The organism is Pseudomonas sp. B111 (assembly GCF_026428275.1).
Classification (GTDB): Bacteria; Pseudomonadota; Gammaproteobacteria; order Pseudomonadales; family Pseudomonadaceae; genus Pseudomonas; species Pseudomonas aeruginosa.
This window is the reverse complement of record NZ_CP097857.1, coordinates 2,008,412-2,026,009: the sequence shown is the minus strand read 5'-3', so window position 1 is coordinate 2,026,009 and position 17,598 is coordinate 2,008,412. Positions and strand designations below refer to the sequence as shown.

Genomic DNA, 17,598 nt, shown 5'->3' with positions numbered 1-17,598 from the left:
CATGCAACGGGAATTCGTCAGCGGCGCCGGGCTAGGCCTGCGTCGCGCGCTGCTGGAGCCGCTCGGCGCCGGCGATGAGGTCCGGGTCGACTTCCTCGAGGTCGCCCCGGAGAACTGGATCGGCATCGGCGGCCGTCTCGGCCGCCAGTTCCGCGAGCTGACCGAGCGCCTGCCGTTCCTCTGCCATGGTCTGTCTCTCAACCTCGGTGGCTACGCCCCGCTGGACATGTCGTTGCTGCGCGCGATCAAGGGTTTCATCGAGCAGCATGGCATCCGTGCCTACAGCGAGCACCTGTCGGCCTGCGCCGACGACGGCCAGCTCTACGACCTGATGCCGCTGCCGTTCAGCGACGAATCGGTGCGCCGGGTCGCCGAACGGGTCCGGGTGGTACAGGACGTCCTCGAGCGGCCGTTGATCGTCGAGAACGTCTCGGCGTATGCGCGCTTGCCGGGCGAGCTGGAAGAGGTCGATTTCGTCCGCGCGGTACTGGAGGAAGCCGATTGCCAATTGCTGCTGGACGTCAACAACGTCTACGTCAACGCCTGCAACTTCGGTTTCGACGCCCACGCCTACATCGCCGCGATGCCCAGCCGGAGGATCGCCTACCTGCACATGGCCGGGCACGACGAACAGGGCGCCAGCCTGAAGATCGATACCCATGGCGCGCCGGTCTGCGATCCGGTCTGGGAACTGCTGGCACATGCCTATGCCTGCCATGGCGAACGCCCGACGTTGCTGGAGCGCGATTTCAACCTCCCGCCACTGAGCGAGCTGTATGCCGAAACCGATCGCATCCGCGAGCTGCAGCGGCGCAGCGGTGAAGCGCAACTGCGCAGCCTGGGGTACGGCACATGAACCACACGACCTTGCAACGGCGTTTCGCCGCACGTATCCGCGATCCGCAGCAGGCCTTGCCGCCCGGCATCGCGACGGAGCGCATGGCGATCTACGAGGAACTGTTCTTCAACAACTTGGACGGTTTCATCAGCAGCGGTTTCCCGGTCCTGCGCCGGTTGTTCGACGAGCCGCGCTGGCATCGCCTGGTGCGTGCCTTCATGCGCGAGCATCGCTGCCGCACACCGTACTTCAGCCAATTGGGCGAGGAGTTCATCGGCTGGCTGCAGGACGGCTACCGCGCGGAGGAGGGCGATCCGCCCTTCCTGCTGGAGCTGGCTCACTACGAGTGGGTCGAGCTGGCCCTGTCGCTGGCCGAGGCGCCTGTCGAGACGCTGCCGCAGGCCTGGTCGTGGTCGCCACTGGCCTGGCCGCTGGCCTATCGCTGGCCGGTCCATCGCCTGGGGCCGAGCCATCGGCCGGTGGAGCCGCCGGCCGAGCCGACCTGCCTGCTGGTCTGGCGCGATCCGGCGGAGCGGGTGCGCTTCCTGCACCTGTCGCCATTCGCCTATCGCCTCGCGCAGCGCCTGAGCGAGGAGGGGGAGGCGCCGGTGACGCTGCTGCCGTTGTTGCGCGAGTTGGCCGGAAGCTGCGGCCTGAGCGCCGACGCGGAGTATTTCGAAAATGCCTTCGCCTTGCTGGAGGACTGGCACGCCCAGGGCATCCTCATGGGCGAGGGCGCTCTGGAGTGATGATGAAGACTGTCTTCTTGCGTTTACAGCATGCCCTCGACGTCACCCGTCGAGCGGATTTCCTCGCCCCGCTGGCGCTGCGCCTGTACCTGGCGCCGGTGTTCTGGATGGCCGGCAGCCAGAAGCTGGCGGACATGCCGGCCACCATCGAGTGGTTCGGCAATCCCGACTGGGGACTCGGTCTGCCGTTTCCCGAACTGCTGGCCTGGCTCGCCGCGCTGAGCGAGGCCGGTGGCGCCGTGCTGCTGTTGTGCGGCCTGGCCGTGCGCTGGATCAGCCTGCCGCTGATGGTGACCATGCTGGTAGCGATCTTCGCCGTGCACTGGCCGAACGGCTGGCAGGCGATCGCCGATCCGTCCGCGCCGTTCGCCAACGCCCAGGTGCTGGAGGCCGGCGAGAAGCTGGCGCGGGCCCGGGAAATCCTGCGCGAATACGGCAACTACGACTGGCTGACGTCGAGCGGAAGCTTCGCCATCGTCAACAACGGCATCGAGTTCGCCGCGACCTACCTGGTGATGTTGCTCGCGCTGTTCTTCGGCGGCGCCGGCAAGTGGCTTTCTGTTGACTTCTGGATTGCGCGAAAATTGCGCTGAGCTTTCTACCCATATCGAATAACCCGAAAGGCCCGTAGTAGAGGGCTTTTCGCGTTATTCGCATTGGAGATAAAAAGTTCCTATGTAATGAAACATTTATCTCCATGCAATTTGGCTGCAATCTGCCATCGCCAAGATTCCCCCCAACACAAAGGGGCCGCCTTACGGCCAGCGCGGAACAAGGGGCGCGCTGTAGCCAGGCACTCGCGTGTTGCCAATGCACACACCATTAAGGGGAAATCTTCGATGATCCGTAAGCACTCGCTCGGCTTCGTTGCCAGCGCTCTGGCTCTGGCCGTATCTGCCCAGGCGTTCGCCGGCACCGTGACCACCGACGGCGCCGATATCGTGATCAAGACCAAGGGCGGCCTCGAAGTCGCCACCACCGACAAGGAATTCAGCTTCAAGCTGGGCGGTCGCCTGCAGGCCGACTACAGCCGTTTCGACGGTTTCTATACCAAGAATGGCAACACCGCCGACGCCGCCTACTTCCGCCGCGCCTTCATCGAACTCGGCGGCACCGCGTACAAGGACTGGAAATACCAGATCAACTTCGACCTGTCGCACAACACCGGCAGCTCCGACAACGGCTATTTCGACGAAGCTTCGGTCACTTACACCGGCTTCAACCCGGTCAACCTGAAGTTCGGTCGCTTCGACCCCGACTTCGGCCTGGAAAAGGCCACCAGCTCCAAGTGGGTGACCGCTCCCGAGCGTAACGCCGCCTACGAACTGGCCGACTGGATCAACACCCACCAGGACGGCATGGGCGCCCAGGTCAACTCGACCCTCGCCGACATGGCCTACCTGTCCGCCGGCGTATCCGCCAAGGACGCCGACGACAGCGACGGCGACAGCGTCAAGCAGTTCAACTTCCGCGGCGTGTTCGCGCCGATGCACGAAGCCGGCAATGTTCTGCATGTCGGCGTGAACTATGCCTACCGCGACCTCGACGACACCGCCTTCGACTCGCGCATCCGTCCGCGCCTGGGCATGCGCGGCATCGCCACCAGCGGCGGCAACGACGCCGGTGACAACGGCAACCGCGCGACCTTCGGCGGTGTCTCCAACTCGCCGGCCGGTTCCTACAAGGACGACAGCGTCTGGGGCCTGGAAGGCGCCTGGGCGATGGGCCCGTTCTCGGCCCAGGCCGAATACCTGGCACGCAAGCTGAAGGCCGATGACAACGCCTACAAGGACATCAAGGCCAAGGGTTACTACGCGCAACTGGCCTACACCCTGACCGGCGAGTCCCGCCAGTACAAGCTGGAGGGCGCCAAGTTCGACTCCGTCAAGCCGGAAAACAAGGAAATCGGCGCCTGGGAAGTGTTCTACCGCTACGACAACATCAAGGTGGAAGACGACAACGTCGTCGCCGATACCGCCACTCGCGAAGTCGGCGACACCAAGGCCAAGGCCCACAACCTGGGCGTGAACTGGTACGTCAACGATGCGGTGAAGATCAGCGCGGCCTACGTCAAGGCGAAGACCGACAAGATTACCAACAACAATGGCGACGATGACGGCGACGGCTTCGTGACCCGTTTGCAGTACGTGTTCTAAGAAGCGACAACGATCTGCTCCTGTTTTCGGCCTCGCTCCGGCGAGGTCTTTTTAATCGCTTCCTTACCCGGTTGTGGCGATGTTGGCAGCCTGCAACCGGGTCTTTCTTTCGTTACAGGTCCACCCGCAGGTACTGGCAGGAATATCCGAAAGCCAGACGGTTATCGGCAGAAACTCTTGAGTTTCATTGCAGTCATGCAATCTTCGCAAGGTTGCCGCAATATATGAAACAAGCTGTTACATCTGTCGCCCGGACCTGATGCCTCTAGGCCTGCGCCCTTATCCGACGGCCTCATCCAGGCGCTATCCGGCTGCCTGTCACAAAAGCTTTCGCGCTTTGCAGTCTCGCTGTCACAACCCATCCAGATGATCCCCCTCCAGCAGCGCCGGCCGGCGACAGAACCGGCCGTTTCCGCGCTGCTCAAGACCATTCGAAATCCGAACAGGGGACTTACCTGATGATTCGCAGACACTCGTGCAAAGGGGTGGGGAGCAGTGTTGCCTGGAGTTTGCTGGGCCTGGCGATTTCCGCGCAGAGCCTGGCCGGGACCGTGACCACCGACGGTGCCGACATCGTGATCAAGACCAAGGGCGGCCTCGAAGTCGCCACCACCGACAAGGAATTCAGCTTCAAGCTCGGCGGCCGCCTACAGGCCGACTACGGCCGCTTCGACGGCTACTACACGAACAACGGCAATACCGCCGATGCCGCCTACTTCCGCCGCGCCTACCTGGAGTTCGGCGGCACCGTCTACCGTGACTGGAAGTACCAGATCAACTACGACCTGTCGCGCAACGTCGGCAACGACAGCGCCGGCTACTTCGACGAAGCCTCGGTCACCTATACCGGCTTCAATCCGGTCAACCTGAAGTTCGGCCGCTTCTACACCGACTTCGGCCTGGAAAAGGCCACCAGCTCCAAATGGGTCACCGCGCTGGAGCGCAACCTCACCTACGACATCGCCGACTGGGTCAACGACAACGTCGGTACCGGTATCCAGGCCAGCTCGGTGGTGGGCGGCATGGCCTTCCTCTCGGGCAGCGTGTTCAGCGAGAACAACAACGATACCGACGGCGACAGCGTCAAGCGCTACAACCTGCGCGGCGTGTTCGCGCCGCTGCACGAGCCGGGCAACGTGGTGCACCTGGGCCTGCAATACGCCTATCGCGACCTGGAGGACAGCGCGGTGGATACCCGGATCCGCCCGCGCATGGGCATGCGCGGCGTCTCCACCAATGGCGGCAACGATGCCGGCAGCAATGGCAACCGTGGCCTGTTCGGCGGCAGTTCGGCAGTCGAGGGGCTGTGGAAGGACGACTCGGTCTGGGGCCTGGAAGGCGCCTGGGCGCTGGGTGCCTTCTCGGCCCAGGCCGAGTACCTGCGGCGCACGGTCAAGGCCGAGCGCGACCGCGAGGATCTCAAGGCCTCCGGCTATTACGCGCAACTGGCCTACACCCTCACCGGCGAGCCGCGCCTCTACAAGCTGGACGGCGCCAAGTTCGACACCATCAAGCCGGAGAACAAGGAAATCGGCGCCTGGGAGCTGTTCTACCGCTACGACTCGATCAAGGTCGAGGATGACAACATCGTCGTCGACAGCGCCACCCGCGAGGTCGGCGACGCCAAGGGCAAGACCCATACCCTGGGCGTCAACTGGTACGCCAACGAGGCGGTGAAGGTCTCCGCCAACTACGTCAAGGCGAAGACCGACAAGATCAGCAATGCCAACGGCGACGATAGCGGCGATGGCCTGGTGATGCGCCTGCAGTACGTGTTCTGAGGCGGTCGGGCCCCGTCCGGCGGGCGGGGCTCGTTTCCGCAGGATGTTACCCGCGTCATGAAATTGCCTGGTGGATGTCCGGGCGGGCCGCCCAGCTTGACCCAGGGCACAGATCGCATGGCGGCATCTGGCTATGCTGGTCCCTCGGAAACGCTCTGGGAGGGACTGATGATCGGCTGGGGACGTGCCTGTATTGGCGTCGGGGGGCTGCTATTGCTGGGCCAGTTGCTGGGGGGCGCCCTGCTGCTCGCGGACGACGGCGAAGCGACGCTGGCGGTCGAACACTTCTGGCAATTCGTCTTCCTGATCCCGGCGATCCTGGTGGCACTGGGAATGTTCGTCCTGCAGCATCACGTGGGTTCCTTCGCCCAGTTGTACCGCCGGCGTCTCGATGGCGCCTCCTACCTGCTGGTTTCCTGCGGCATCGCCCTGGTCCTGGGCAAGCTCTGCGTCCTGCTGCTCGCCTGAGCCCCTCGCGCGGCCCGGCATGTCCGGGTTTGCCCGAGGCATTCAGCTTCCTGATTTAGCCGGAGGCCGCTGAAACCCTTGGTTACACTGGCCTTCATCACACGAACAGGAAGGCAGGACCCCTATGCAAAACCGCATGATGATCACCGGTGCCGGCTCCGGGCTGGGGCGCGAAATCGCCCTGCGCTGGGCGCGTGACGGCTGGCGCCTGGCGCTGGCCGACGTCAACGAAGCCGGCCTGGCGGAAAGCCTGAAACTGGTGCGCGAGGCGGGTGGCGATGGCTTCACCCAGCGTTGCGACGTACGCGACTACAGTCAACTGACCGCGCTGGCGCAGAGCTGCGAAGAGAAGTTCGGCGGCATCGACGTCATCGTCAACAACGCCGGGGTCGCCTCCGGCGGTTTCTTCGGCGAGCTGTCCCTGGAGGACTGGGACTGGCAGATCGCGATCAACCTGATGGGCGTGGTCAAGGGCTGCAAGGCCTTCCTGCCGCTGCTGGAGCGAAGCAAGGGCAGGATCGTCAACATCGCCTCGATGGCGGCGTTGATGCAGGGCCCGGCGATGAGCAACTACAACGTGGCCAAGGCCGGGGTGGTGGCGCTTTCGGAAAGCCTGCTGGTAGAGCTGGCGCTGGTCGAGGTCGGCGTCCATGTGGTCTGTCCTTCGTTCTTCCAGACCAACCTGCTGGACTCTTTCCGCGGCCCGAGCCCCGAGATGAAGCACCAGGTCGGCAAGTTGCTGGAGAGTTCGCCGATCAGCGCCGCCGACATCGCCGACTACATCCACGCCGAAGTGGCCAAGGGCAGTTTCCTGATCCTGCCCCACGAGCAGGCGCGGATGGCCTGGAGGATCAAGCAGCAGAATCCCCAGGCGATCTATGACGAGATGACCGCGATGGCCGGCAAGATGCAGGCCAAGCGTCAGCGCCAGGCCTGAGTGGAAATGGCTGCAGGCCAGCAGGGGCGCGGCTTTGCACCATTGCGGTGCGGCGCAGATAGTGCTTGCCCAAGGCGGTGCGATCGAGTAGCTTGAGTCACCGGCCTGCCTGCCGAAGTACGTTGGACCCCACAAGAAGCCTCGCTCATTTGCGAGGCTTTTTGCTTTTCCGGCCTCGCGCCCTGTGCTAGAAGGCTGCCTCTGCGAGTCCGTTCTGTTCTGGAGTACCCCTGTGGAGTCTGAATCCATCGTCTATGGCTGCATCCGCGACTGGCCGGGCGATTCGATGGAGCGGCGCATGCGTCGTGCCGCCAACCGCCGCGTGCTGGACAGCCTGCCGGGCGGCGAGGCCTGGCCGTTCCTCGGACGCGAGATGTTCAGCCGCTGCGAGCAGTCCGGGGCCGGGCTCTACCAGACCCAGATCATCCACTTCGGTGCCAGCTACCAGGCCATCGAGTACGAGTGGAGCCTATGGGTCGAGCAGTTCGAGGCGTTGCTCAGGCGCCTCTACTGGGCCAGCGCGGTGGTCCACCTGGAGACCGAAGTGAACGGCAGCCATACCTTTCGCTGGGAGTCCGAGCGTGGCTTCCATACCCCCCAGGAGAGCGACCTGCAGGTCCGCTGCGCCTGGGAGCGGGAGGGCGGGCGGCGGTGATCAACTACCTCTGGTTCGTCCTCGCGGCGTTCTGCGAGATCGCCGGCTGCTACGCTTTCTATCTCTGGCTGCGGCTGGGCAAGAGCGCCCTCTGGGTGCTGCCCGGCCTGCTCAGCCTGACCCTGTTCGCCTTGCTGCTGACCCGCGTGGAGGCCAGCTTCGCCGGCCGCGCCTATGCCGCCTATGGCGGCATCTACGTCGCCGCGTCGCTGTTCTGGCTGGCTTTTGTCGAGCGCTCGCGGCCGCTATGGAGCGACTGGCTGGGCGTGGCCTTGTGCGTGGTCGGTGCCAGCGTCGTGCTGTTCGGCCCGCGCCTGTCTCAGTGACTCAGGCGGGGTGGGTCGCGCGCCCGTCACGGGCGTCGGACCCCGCCGTCCCGGGCCGCCGCACCCCGAACCGGCGGATCACTGCGAAGTGTTGCGCTGCACGTCGCCTTTTTCCTGATCCAGTTCCTTGAGCATCTGCGCGTAGGCATCGCAATCGCTCGGCCGGTTCTGTTCCGAGCGGGCTTCCTGGCGCTGGCGCAACTGCTCGTTGAGTTCCCTGGCCCGTTGCGGGTTCTTCTGGGTGATCGAGGCGACCTTGGTGGCGACTTCCTTGCCCATCTTTTCCGCCTCCGCTTCGGAACAGGCGAAGACCGGCGTGGCGACCAGCAGGGCGCAGGCGCTGGCGAGGGCGAAAAGCGGTTTCATGGCGTACTCCTGTGGGGTGGTCCTGAGCGGTGGAGCCCGGTCGAGCCGACAAAGTTCAGCCGCAACGCCGGACGGCGACCGATTCGAACCCTCGCGGCGGGTTGCGGGTCGCACGCATAGAGAGGGTGCGAAGGACCCTCGTCGCTTATGCCGCAGGAGGTATGCCATGACTCACGATTGGGATCTGGTCGAACGGTTGCTGCTGGAGGTCCGGCAGTCCGCCCATGAGAACTTCGCCCCGCGCGCCCATGCCGAACGCCTGGCCGAAGAACGCTCCCAGGCCGGGCAGCGGGTCGGCGACATGGATGCGTTGAAGCAGAAGGCCGCCGACTACGAGGCGATCCTGCTGGAGGGCGGCTTCATCGAGCCGCGTCCGGAAGAGCAGGGCGGCAATGGCGAGAACTTCGTCCTCACGCCGCGCGGCGAGCGCCTGCTCGGCCTGATCGGCGGCGAGACGCCGAAGGCCGCCGAGGCTCGCCGGCTGCTCGAGGAGCACGGCAGCGAAGCGCTGCACGCCGAGCGCTTCGACCGTTTCGTCGCCGGGCTCTGAAACTGCGCCCGACGGGCGATCGGCGGGGCTTGTGAGTCGCCCGCGGCGCCACCATAGTGCGGAGCATGATGCCTATTTCATCCTCTTCCGCCCGCCGCGCCGAGCCGGCTCCGCGGCCCCTGGCGGAGTTCCATCCCGCCGTCCGCCAGTGGTTCGAACGCCACTTCGCAGCGCCCACGCCGGCCCAGGTCGAGGCCTGGCCGGCGATCCGCGAGGGGCTTTCGACCCTGGTCGCCGCGCCCACCGGTTCGGGCAAGACCCTGACCGCCTTCCTCGCCGCCATCGATGCCCTGGTGGTGGAGGGGCTGGCCGCCGGCGGCGAGTTGGCGGATGCCACCCAGGTGGTCTATGTCTCGCCGCTGAAAGCGCTGTCCAACGACATCCGCATCAACCTGGAGCAACCGCTGGCTGGCATCCGCGAGGAACTGGCGCGTCTCGGCCTGCCCGACGTCGATATCCGTAGCGCGGTGCGCACCGGCGATACGCCGCAGGTCGAACGCGGAGCGATGCGCAAGCGCCCGCCGCACATCCTGGTCACCACGCCCGAATCGCTGTACATCCTGCTCGGCTCGGAGTCGGGCCGGCAGATGCTTGCCGGGGTGCGCAGCGTGATCGTCGACGAGATCCATGCCCTGGCCGGCAGCAAGCGCGGCAGCCACCTGGCGCTGTCGCTGGAGCGCCTGCAGGCGCTGTGTCCGCGACCGCTGCTGCGGATCGGGCTGTCCGCCACGCAGAAGCCGATCGAGAAGGTCGCGCGCTTCCTCGTCGGCGCCAGCGGCAATCCGCGCGATCCGGCCTGCCGGATCGTCGACATCGGCTATACGCGCCCCCGCGACCTGGGCATCGAGGTACCGCCGGTGGCGCTGGAAGCGGTGATGTCCAACGACACCTGGGAGCTGGTCTACGACCGCCTGGCGCGCCTGGCTGGCGAGCACCGCACCACCCTGGTGTTCGTCAACACCCGGCGCATGGCCGAGCGGGTCACCCGCTTCCTCGCCGAACGCCTCGGCAGCCGCCAGGTGGCGGCCCACCACGGCAGCCTGGCCAAGGAGCTGCGCCTGGATGCCGAGCAGCGCCTCAAGGCCGGGCAATTGAAGGTACTGGTGGCGACCGCCTCGCTGGAGCTGGGCATCGATATCGGCGACGTCGAGCTGGTCTGCCAGTTGTCGTCGCCGCGCTCCATCGCCGCCTTCCTGCAACGGGTCGGGCGTTCCGGGCACAGCGTCGGCGGCACCCCCAAGGGCCGGTTGTTCCCGACCTCCCGCGACGACCTGGTGGAATGCGCGGCGCTGCTCGACAGCGTGCGCCGTGGCGAGCTGGACAGCCTGGTGCTGCCGCGCCAGCCGCTGGACGTGCTGGCGCAGCAGATCGTCGCCGAAGTGGCCTGCCAGGAGTGGCGCGAGGACGACCTCTATCGCCTGGTGATCCGCGCCGAGCCCTACGCCGGGCTGGAGCGCGAGCGCTTCGACGAAGTCCTGCGGATGCTCGCCGAGGGCTACCACTCACGCCTCGGCGTGCGCGGCGCCTATCTCCATCGCGATGCGCTCAACGGCCTGCTCCGTGGCCGCCGTGGCGCGCGGCTGACCGCGCTGACCTCGGGCGGGACCATTCCCGATACCGGCGACTACAGCGTGCTGCTGGAGCCGCAGGGCCTGCTGGTGGGAACGGTCAACGAGGACTTCGCGGTGGAGAGCCTGGCCGGCGACGTGTTCCAACTGGGCAACACCTCGTACCGGATCATCCGCATCGAGCCGGGACGGGTGCGGGTCGAGGACGCCCAGGGCCAGCCGCCGAACATTCCGTTCTGGCTGGGTGAGGCGCCGGGGCGCAGCGACGAGCTGTCGGCCAGCGTGGCGCGCCTGCGCGACACCCTCGACGAGTTGCTCGGCGAAGGCCAGGCATTGCCGGAAGGGCAGCGGCTGGAGCCAGCCATCGCCTGGCTCGGCGCCACCCTCGGGCTGGACGATGGCGCCGCGCGGCAGATCGTCGAGTACCTGGCCCGCGCCCGCCAGGCCCTGGGTGGCCTGCCCGGGAGCCGGCGGCTGGTGATGGAACGCTTCTTCGACGAATCCGGCGGCATGCAACTGATCATCCACAGTCCCCACGGCAGCCGCCTCAACCGCGCCTGGGGCCTGGCGCTGCGCAAGCGTTTCTGCCGCAGCTTCAACTTCGAGCTGCAGGCGGCGGCCACCGAGGATGCGATCATCCTCTCGCTGTCCACCAGCCACAGCTTTCCCCTCGACGAGGTCTGGCGCTACCTGCATTCGGCGAGCGCCGAGCACCTGTTGGTACAGGCCGTGCTCGACGCGCCGCTGTTCGGCGTGCGCTGGCGCTGGAACCTGACCACCTCGCTCGGTTTGCCGCGCTATGCCGGCGGTCGCAAGGTGCCGCCGCAACTGCTGCGGATGAAGAGCGAGGATCTGCTGGCCAGCGTGTTCCCCGACCAGGTGGCGTGCCTGGAGAATATCGTCGGCGAGCGCGAGGTGCCCGATCACCCGCTGGTGGCGCAGACCCTTGACGACTGCCTGCACGAGGCGATGGATTGCGACGGCTGGCTGGCCCTGCTGCGCGACATGGAGAGCGGCGCGGTGGACTTGCTGGCGCGCGACCTGCCGGCGCCTTCGGCGTTGGCGGCGGAGATACTCACCGCGCGTCCCTACGCCTATCTCGACGATGCGCCGCTGGAGGAGCGGCGTACCCAGGCGGTACAGAATCGCCGCTGGAGCGATCCCGAGTCCGCCGACGACCTCGGCGCCCTGGACCTTGAGGCGATCGAGGCGGTGCGTGGCGAGGCCTGGCCGGAAGCGCGCAACGCCGACGAGATGCATGAGGCGCTGAACAGCCTGGGCTTCCTCACCTCGGGCGAGGCCGAGGCCAATCCGGGCTGGAGGGAATGGCTTGCGCAACTGTCGGAGCAACGCCGCGCCGGACGCCTGGACTGCGCAGGCAGCACTCTCTGGCTGGCGGCGGAGCGCCTGCCGGCGATGCGCCTGGTGCATCCCGCGGCGAAGGTGCCCGACGCTTTCCAGGCGCCTCGCGGCTATCCGCCGCCGGACTCGGCGGAAGCGGCGACCGTGGAGCTGACCCGCGCCCGCCTGGGTGGCTTCGGGCCACGCACGGCCGGGCAGTTGGCGGCCGACCTGGGCATCGGCCTGGCCGACCAGCAGTACGCGTTGGCCGCCCTGGAGCGCGAAGGTTATGTGCTGCGTGGCCGCTTCAGTCCTGGCGCGACGGAAGAGGAGTGGTGCGAACGCCATCTGCTGGCGCGCATCCATCGCTATACGGTGAAGCGCCTGCGCCGGGAAATCGAGCCGGTGCAGCGCACCGATTTCATGCGTTTCCTGTTCGACTGGCAGCGCCTGGCGCCGGGCACCCGTGGCCGGGGTGCGGAGTCCCTGGCTACGGTGGTCGAGCAGCTGGAAGGCTTCCAGGCCGCGGCGGCCGCCTGGGAAAGCGAACTGCTGGCAGCGCGGGTGGCCGACTACGCCAGCCATTGGCTGGACCAGCTGTGCCGTTCCGGACGCATCGTCTGGGCGCGCCTGGCCGGACGCAGCAAGGCCGCCGGCGGTCCGCTGCGCAGCGCGCCGATCGTGCTCCTGCCGCGCCGCGAGCTGGGGCTCTGGAGCGTCCTGCAGCGCGACGCGCCGGAGCCGGAACTGTCGCCGCGCGCGGCCAGGGTACTGGAGGTGCTGCGCGAGCAGGGTGCATCGTTCTTCGACGAACTGAGCCAGGACGCCCACCTGCTGCGCAGCGAGCTGGAGAACGCCCTCGGCGAGCTGGTCTCGGTCGGCCGGGTCAACGCCGACAGCTTCGCCGGGCTGCGCACCCTGCTGATGCCGGCGGACAAGCGCAGCCGCCAGGAGCGCCGCTCGCGCGGCCTGCCGGGCGGCATGCAGGACGCCGGGCGCTGGGCGCCGCTGCGCCGGGCGAAGGTGGAAGAAGCGGGGCAGCGTTTGCCGGCGGAGGTCCTCGAACATGTCGCCCGGACCCTGCTGCGGCGCTATGGGGTGGTCGCCTGGCGCCTGCTGGAGCGCGAAGCCGACTGGCTGCCGCCGTGGCGCGAGCTGCTGCGCGTCTACCATCGCCTGGAAGCGCGCGGCGAGATTCGCGGCGGGCGTTTCATCGCCGGCCTGGCCGGCGAGCAGTTCGCCTTGGCGGAAGCGGTCGGCCTGTTGCGCGAGGTGCGCAAGCGGCCGCCGGATGGGGCGATGCTGGTGGTGTCGGCAGTCGATCCGTTGAACCTGGTCGGCGGCCTGCTACCCGGCGAACGGGTGCCGGCGGTGACCGGCAACCGCCTGCTCTATCGAGACGGAGCGCCGCTGGCGGCGCTGGTAGCCGGCAAGGTGCGGATGCTCGCGGAAGTCGACGGCGAGACCGCGCAGCAGATCCGTGCGCTGCTGATCCGCCGTCACTGAGGCCCGCTCAGCGCAGGCTCAGATGGCGGCTGAGCAGGGCCCGCAACGCGGCCGGCTTGACCGGCTTGGACAGGTAGTCGAGGCCGGCGGCGTGGATCTCCGCCACCAGTTCCGGCCGCGCGTCGGCGCTGATCACCACGCCCGGCACCGGCTCGCCCAGGCGCGTGCGCAGCCAGGCCATCAGTTGCGTACCGGTCTCGCCGTCGTCCAGGTGATAGTCGATCAACGCCAGTTGCGGGCGCATCTCGCTGTCCAGCAGCGTGGCGCATTCCTCGCGGCTGCGCGCGGTCCAGACCTGGCAGCCCCAGCGGCTGAGCAGGCTGTTCATGCCGGCGAGGATGCTGTCTTCGTTGTCCACGCAGAGCACCTGGGCGCCGTTCAGCGCTTGCGCCGGTTCGGCCTTGTGGCCGTTGGCCAGGGCCGGCGGCGCCTGCCGCGCCAGCGGTACGCGGACGCTGAAGACGCTGCCCTTGCCCGGCCAGGAACGTACCTCCAGCGGATGGCCGAGGACCTTGCAGAGCCGGTCGGCGATCGCCAGGCCGAGACCGAGGCCTTTCTCCGCGCGGGTCTGGTGGCTGTCCAGGCGCTTGAACTCTTCGAAGATGACTTTCTGCTTGTCCGGTGGGATGCCCGGCCCCTGATCCCAGACTTCCAGGCGCAGGCAGCCGTCCTCGCGGCGCACGCCGAGCAGCACGTGGCCCTTGGCGTAGCGGAAAGCGTTGGTCAGGAAGTTCTGCAGGATGCGCCGCAGCAGCTTGATGTCGCTGTCCACCCGCAGCTGGCTGCCGCGCAGGCGGAAATGCAGGCCCTGTTCCTGGGCCAGCGCCTTGAACTCGACGCCGAGGGCATCGTAGAGGTTGTTCAGCGGGAACGGGTTGCGTTCGGCGCTGACCCGGCCGCTTTCCAGGCGCGAGATGTCCAGCAGGTCGGTGATCAGGTCCTCGGCGGAACGCAGCGACGAGTCGAGGTGCTGCACCAGGTCGCGGACCTCGCCGGGCAGCGCGTCCTGGTGGGCGAGGGCGGCGGAGAACAGCCGCGCGGCGTTCAGCGGCTGCATCAGGTCGTGGCTGACGGCGGCGAGGAAGCGGGTCTTCGACTGGTTGGCGGCCTCGGCGTTGCTCTTCGCCTCGCTGAGTTCCTGGTTCAACTGCGAGAGTTCCTGGGTACGCTCCTGGACCCGCTGTTCCAGCGACTCGTTGGCGCCCTTGAGGCCCTGTTCGGCCTCGCGGTAGGCGGTGATATCGGTGAAGCTCATGACGAAGCCGCCGCCGGGCATCGGGTTGCCGATCAGCTCGATAACCCGGCCGTTGGGGAACAGCCGCTCGGAGGTGTGCGGAGTGCCCTGGCGCATCCAGTACAGGCGCTTGGCCACGTGCATGTCCGGATCGCCGGGCCCGCACAGGCCGCGATCGGCGTTGTAGCGGATGATGTCGGCGATCGGTCGGCCGACGTAGATCAGCCCGTCCGGGTACTCGAACAGTTCCAGGTAGCGGTGGTTCCAGGCCACCAGGCGCAGCGACTGGTCGACCACGCTGATGCCCTGGGTGATGTTCTCGATCGCGCCCTGCAGCAGGGCGCGGTTGAATTGCAGCACCTCGGAGGCTTCGTCGGCGATCCGCACCACGTCCTCCACCTGCATCTCGCGCCCTTCGATGGCGGCCTTCACCACCGCCCGCGCCGAGGACGCGCCGAGGACCCCGGCGAGCAGGCGCTCGGTGTGCGCGATCCACTCGTTGTTGGCGGTCTGGTTCGGGGTGAAGCCCTTGCCCTGGCGGTAGGCGAAGCGGATGAAGCTTTGCCGCGCGCGTTCCTCGCCGACGAAACGCGCGGCGAGCATCAGCAGGTCTTCCACCTGCACCGCGAGCATGAAGCGCGAGTTCTGCCGCTGGGAGATCTCCTGGCCGATGAAGCGGCTGGCCTGCCAGTGCTCGGACACGCGGGTGCGCGAGAGCACCGAGACCAGGCCGAACAGGGCGAAGTTGCCGACCAGCGAGATCAGCACGCCCTGGGTCAGCGGCTCGATCGGCAGGCCGAAGGGATTGCTTGCCAGCCAGGTCAGGCCGGGGATGCGCTCCAGCGGCCAGCCGAGGCCCTTGGCCACCACCGGCAGGACCAGCGTATAGGCCCACAGCAGCGAGCCGGCGGCGAGGCCGGCGAAGACCCCGCGGCGGTTGGCCTGTTTCCAGTACAGCGCGCCGATCATCGCCGGGCCGAGCTGGGCGATGGCGGCGAAGGCGATCTGGCCGATGGTCGCCAGGCTGGCGCTGGAGCCGAGCAGGCGGTAGGCCACGTAGGCGAGCAGCAGGATCACCGCGATGCTCACCCGGCGCACGGTCAGCAGCCAGTGACGGAAGGCCTCGAAGGGCCGTTCGGTGTCCTTTTCCCGGCGTCGCAGCAGCCACGGCAGGAGCATGTCGTTGGAGACCATGGTCGACAGCGCGACGCTGGCGACGATGACCATTCCGGTGGCGGCCGAGGCGCCGCCGATGAACGCCAACAGGGCCAGCGCCGGGTGCGCCTCGGCCAGCGGCAGGCTGATGACGAAGGAGTCCGGCATTACCCCGGCGGGCAGGTGCAACTGGCCGGCGAGGGCGATCGGCACCACGAACAACGCGGCCAGCACCAGGTAGATGGGGAACACCCAGCGCGCCAGGTTGAGGTCGCGCGGCTCGATGTTCTCCACCACGGTGACGTGGAATTGCCGCGGCAGGCACATGATCGCGGTCATCGCCACGCCGGTCTGCAGCAGCATCGCCGGCCAGTGCACGGTCTCTTCCCAGTAGTCGGCCAACTGCGGCGCGGCGCGGGCCTCGGAGAAGAGATCGGCGAAGCCGTCGTAGAGGCCGAAGGTGACGAAGATGCCCACGGCGAGGAAGGCGGTGAGCTTGACCAGCGACTCGAAGGCGATGGCCAGGACCATGCCGCGGTGGTGTTCGGTGACATCCAGGCTGCGGGTACCGAAGACGATGGTGAACAGCGCCAGCACCAGCGACACGATCAGCGCCGTGTCCTGGGCGCGGGTACCGGTGGAGTCGGCCCCGGAGCCGATCAGCAGATTCACCCCGAGGACGATGCCTTTCAGTTGCAGGGCGATGTAGGGCAGTACGCCGACCATGCAGATCAGCGCCACCACCACCGCCAGCGCCTGCGACTTGCCGTAGCGGGCGGCGATGAAGTCGGCGATGGAGGTGATGTTCTCCTGCTTGCTGATCATGATCATCTTCTGCAGCACCCAGGGCGCGAACAGCATCAGCAGCACCGGTCCGAGGTAGATCGGCAGGAACGACCAGAGCTGGTCGGTGGCCTGCCCGACCGCGCCGAAGAAGGTCCAACTGGTGCAGTACACTGCCAGGGAGAGGCTGTAGACCCAGGCGCGCAGGCGGGGTGAGAGCGGGGTGCGGCGACGGTCGCCATAGAAGGCGATGGCGAACAGGATGGCCATGTAGACCAGGGCGACCACGGCGATCAGCCCGATGGACAGCGACATGCGAACTCCGATGATGTCCCCGCGTGAAGCTGGCGTGAGGCGGGGGTCTTGCTTTCGCGCCAGTTTCGCACTTGTCGGCCCGCGCGTCAGGCCGCCTGCGACCAAGGTCGCACGCATGCTTGAGCCGGACGCGCGGAGTTGGTAGCGTGCCGGGCTGCGTGAGCGCGGACGGCCCCGGCGGCCGGCTGTCCGTTCATCGTAGCCGGTTTCGGCTGCGGCACTAAACGCGGCCGCTACGCTCTGATGGGAGCGGAGTTTTGCGTCGATGTCGAGGAGGGCGCCCATGTTCAAGCCGCTACCGATCACCCTGCAGCGCGGAGCCTTGCGTCTCGAGCCGCTGGTGGAAGCGGACATTCCCGAGCTGGTGAGCCTCGCCGAAGCCAACCGCGAGGCGCTGCAGTACATGGACGGACCGACGCGGCCGGACTGGTACCGCCAGAGCCTCGCCGAGCAGCGCGAGGGCAGGGCGTTGCCGCTCGCCGTCCGCCTCGGCGTGCAACTGGTCGGGACCACGCGCTTCGCCGAATTCCTTCCCGCCTTGCCGGCCTGCGAGATCGGCTGGACCTGGCTCGACCAGGCCCAGCACGGCAGCGGCCTGAACCGCATGATCAAGTACCTGATGCTCAAGCATGCCTTCGACAACCTGCGCATGGTCCGCGTGCAGCTCAGCACGGCGGCGAGCAACCTGCGCGCCCAGGGCGCCATCGACAAGCTCGGCGCGCAGCGCGAGGGCGTGCTGCGCAACCACCGGCGGCTGGCCGGCGGGCGGCTAGACGACACCTTCGTCTACAGCATCACCGACCACGAATGGCCGCAGGTCAAGGCGGCGCTGGAAGCCAGCTTCACCGGCTGAAGCCGGTTCCGTCGCTC

The 17,598-nt window shown here is 67.3% G+C and carries 14 protein-coding genes; 12 read left to right on the top strand and 2 right to left on the bottom strand.

Going from position 1 to position 17,598, the window contains the following annotated elements:
* Window position 1 precedes the first annotated feature (1 nt).
* The 9 genes from M6E97_RS09695 (at window position 2) to M6E97_RS09655 (ending at window position 7,910) form a co-directional block, all read left to right on the top strand.
* Window positions 2-856, top strand: coding sequence for a DUF692 domain-containing protein (locus M6E97_RS09695; RefSeq protein WP_003091624.1), 855 nt, complete (start codon window positions 2-4; stop codon window positions 854-856).
* The gene (locus M6E97_RS09690) at window positions 853-1,587 is read left to right on the top strand and encodes a DNA-binding domain-containing protein (protein WP_019484735.1); all 735 of its coding nucleotides are present in this window, start codon (window positions 853-855) and stop codon (window positions 1,585-1,587) included. Before M6E97_RS09695 ends, M6E97_RS09690 begins: the two co-directional genes overlap by 4 nt.
* A 2-nt stretch (window positions 1,588-1,589) precedes the next feature.
* Window positions 1,590-2,180, top strand: a complete 591-nt coding sequence (locus tag M6E97_RS09685; RefSeq protein ID WP_033938810.1) for a DoxX family protein — start codon at window positions 1,590-1,592, stop codon at window positions 2,178-2,180.
* 246 nt (window positions 2,181-2,426) lie between these two features.
* A complete protein-coding gene (gene oprO, locus M6E97_RS09680) occupies window positions 2,427-3,743 on the top strand; it encodes an outer membrane porin OprO (RefSeq protein WP_003104423.1) in 1,317 nt (438 codons plus the stop codon).
* 458 nt (window positions 3,744-4,201) lie between these two features.
* On the top strand, window positions 4,202-5,524 hold the full coding sequence (oprP, locus tag M6E97_RS09675; RefSeq protein WP_003122437.1) for an outer membrane porin OprP: 1,323 nt from the start codon (window positions 4,202-4,204) through the stop codon (window positions 5,522-5,524).
* A gap of 168 nt (window positions 5,525-5,692) precedes the next feature.
* The gene (locus M6E97_RS09670; RefSeq protein ID WP_003091621.1) at window positions 5,693-5,992 is read left to right on the top strand and encodes a hypothetical protein; all 300 of its coding nucleotides are present in this window, start codon (window positions 5,693-5,695) and stop codon (window positions 5,990-5,992) included.
* Window positions 5,993-6,116: 124 nt separating this feature from the next.
* A complete protein-coding gene (locus M6E97_RS09665) occupies window positions 6,117-6,929 on the top strand; it encodes an SDR family oxidoreductase (protein ID WP_033938806.1) in 813 nt (270 codons plus the stop codon).
* Window positions 6,930-7,161: 232 nt separating this feature from the next.
* Window positions 7,162-7,584 carry a hypothetical protein gene (locus M6E97_RS09660; protein ID WP_003091617.1) on the top strand — a complete coding sequence of 141 codons (423 nt, stop codon included), beginning with the start codon at window positions 7,162-7,164 and terminating at the stop codon, window positions 7,582-7,584.
* Complete coding sequence (locus M6E97_RS09655; RefSeq protein ID WP_033938802.1) at window positions 7,581-7,910, top strand: YnfA family protein; 330 nt, start codon at window positions 7,581-7,583, stop codon at window positions 7,908-7,910. The genes M6E97_RS09660 and M6E97_RS09655 overlap by 4 nt, the downstream gene beginning before the upstream one ends.
* A gap of 78 nt (window positions 7,911-7,988) precedes the next feature.
* On the opposite strand, the gene M6E97_RS09650 is transcribed toward M6E97_RS09655, so the two are convergent.
* The gene (locus M6E97_RS09650) at window positions 7,989-8,276 is read right to left on the bottom strand and encodes a hypothetical protein (RefSeq protein WP_003091615.1); all 288 of its coding nucleotides are present in this window, start codon (window positions 8,274-8,276) and stop codon (window positions 7,989-7,991) included.
* A gap of 166 nt (window positions 8,277-8,442) precedes the next feature.
* On the opposite strand from M6E97_RS09650, the gene M6E97_RS09645 reads away from it, so the two are divergent.
* Together M6E97_RS09645 and M6E97_RS09640 are read left to right on the top strand one after the other, a co-directional pair.
* Complete coding sequence (locus tag M6E97_RS09645) at window positions 8,443-8,826, top strand: hypothetical protein (RefSeq protein ID WP_016562133.1); 384 nt, start codon at window positions 8,443-8,445, stop codon at window positions 8,824-8,826.
* Between the two features lie 68 nt (window positions 8,827-8,894).
* Window positions 8,895-13,241 (top strand): DEAD/DEAH box helicase, encoded by a 4,347-nt coding sequence (locus tag M6E97_RS09640; RefSeq protein WP_033938800.1) that lies wholly within the window; start codon window positions 8,895-8,897, stop codon window positions 13,239-13,241.
* Between the two features lie 7 nt (window positions 13,242-13,248).
* Here M6E97_RS09640 and M6E97_RS09635 read toward each other — a convergent pair whose 3' ends face one another.
* Window positions 13,249-16,728: a PAS domain-containing hybrid sensor histidine kinase/response regulator gene (locus M6E97_RS09635; RefSeq protein WP_033938798.1), complete on the bottom strand. Its 3,480-nt coding sequence runs from the start codon at window positions 16,726-16,728 to the stop codon at window positions 13,249-13,251.
* Between the two features lie 265 nt (window positions 16,729-16,993).
* Here M6E97_RS09635 and M6E97_RS09630 point away from each other — a divergent pair, with 265 nt between their 5' ends.
* Window positions 16,994-17,581 (top strand): GNAT family N-acetyltransferase, encoded by a 588-nt coding sequence (locus tag M6E97_RS09630; protein WP_003119682.1) that lies wholly within the window; start codon window positions 16,994-16,996, stop codon window positions 17,579-17,581.
* Window positions 17,582-17,598 lie beyond the last annotated feature (17 nt).

Coding starts and splice junctions, on each gene's coding strand:
- M6E97_RS09695 (WP_003091624.1), top strand. CDS start 2: ATGCAACGGGAATTCGTCAGCGGCGCCGGGCTAGGCCTGCGTCGCGCG.
- M6E97_RS09690 (WP_019484735.1), top strand. CDS start 853: ATGAACCACACGACCTTGCAACGGCGTTTCGCCGCACGTATCCGCGAT.
- M6E97_RS09685 (WP_033938810.1), top strand. CDS start 1,590: ATGAAGACTGTCTTCTTGCGTTTACAGCATGCCCTCGACGTCACCCGT.
- oprO (WP_003104423.1), top strand. CDS start 2,427: ATGATCCGTAAGCACTCGCTCGGCTTCGTTGCCAGCGCTCTGGCTCTG.
- oprP (WP_003122437.1), top strand. CDS start 4,202: ATGATTCGCAGACACTCGTGCAAAGGGGTGGGGAGCAGTGTTGCCTGG.
- M6E97_RS09670 (WP_003091621.1), top strand. CDS start 5,693: ATGATCGGCTGGGGACGTGCCTGTATTGGCGTCGGGGGGCTGCTATTG.
- M6E97_RS09665 (WP_033938806.1), top strand. CDS start 6,117: ATGCAAAACCGCATGATGATCACCGGTGCCGGCTCCGGGCTGGGGCGC.
- M6E97_RS09650 (WP_003091615.1), bottom strand. CDS start 8,276: ATGAAACCGCTTTTCGCCCTCGCCAGCGCCTGCGCCCTGCTGGTCGCC.
- M6E97_RS09645 (WP_016562133.1), top strand. CDS start 8,443: ATGACTCACGATTGGGATCTGGTCGAACGGTTGCTGCTGGAGGTCCGG.
- M6E97_RS09640 (WP_033938800.1), top strand. CDS start 8,895: ATGCCTATTTCATCCTCTTCCGCCCGCCGCGCCGAGCCGGCTCCGCGG.
- M6E97_RS09635 (WP_033938798.1), bottom strand. CDS start 16,728: ATGTCGCTGTCCATCGGGCTGATCGCCGTGGTCGCCCTGGTCTACATG.
- M6E97_RS09630 (WP_003119682.1), top strand. CDS start 16,994: ATGTCGAGGAGGGCGCCCATGTTCAAGCCGCTACCGATCACCCTGCAG.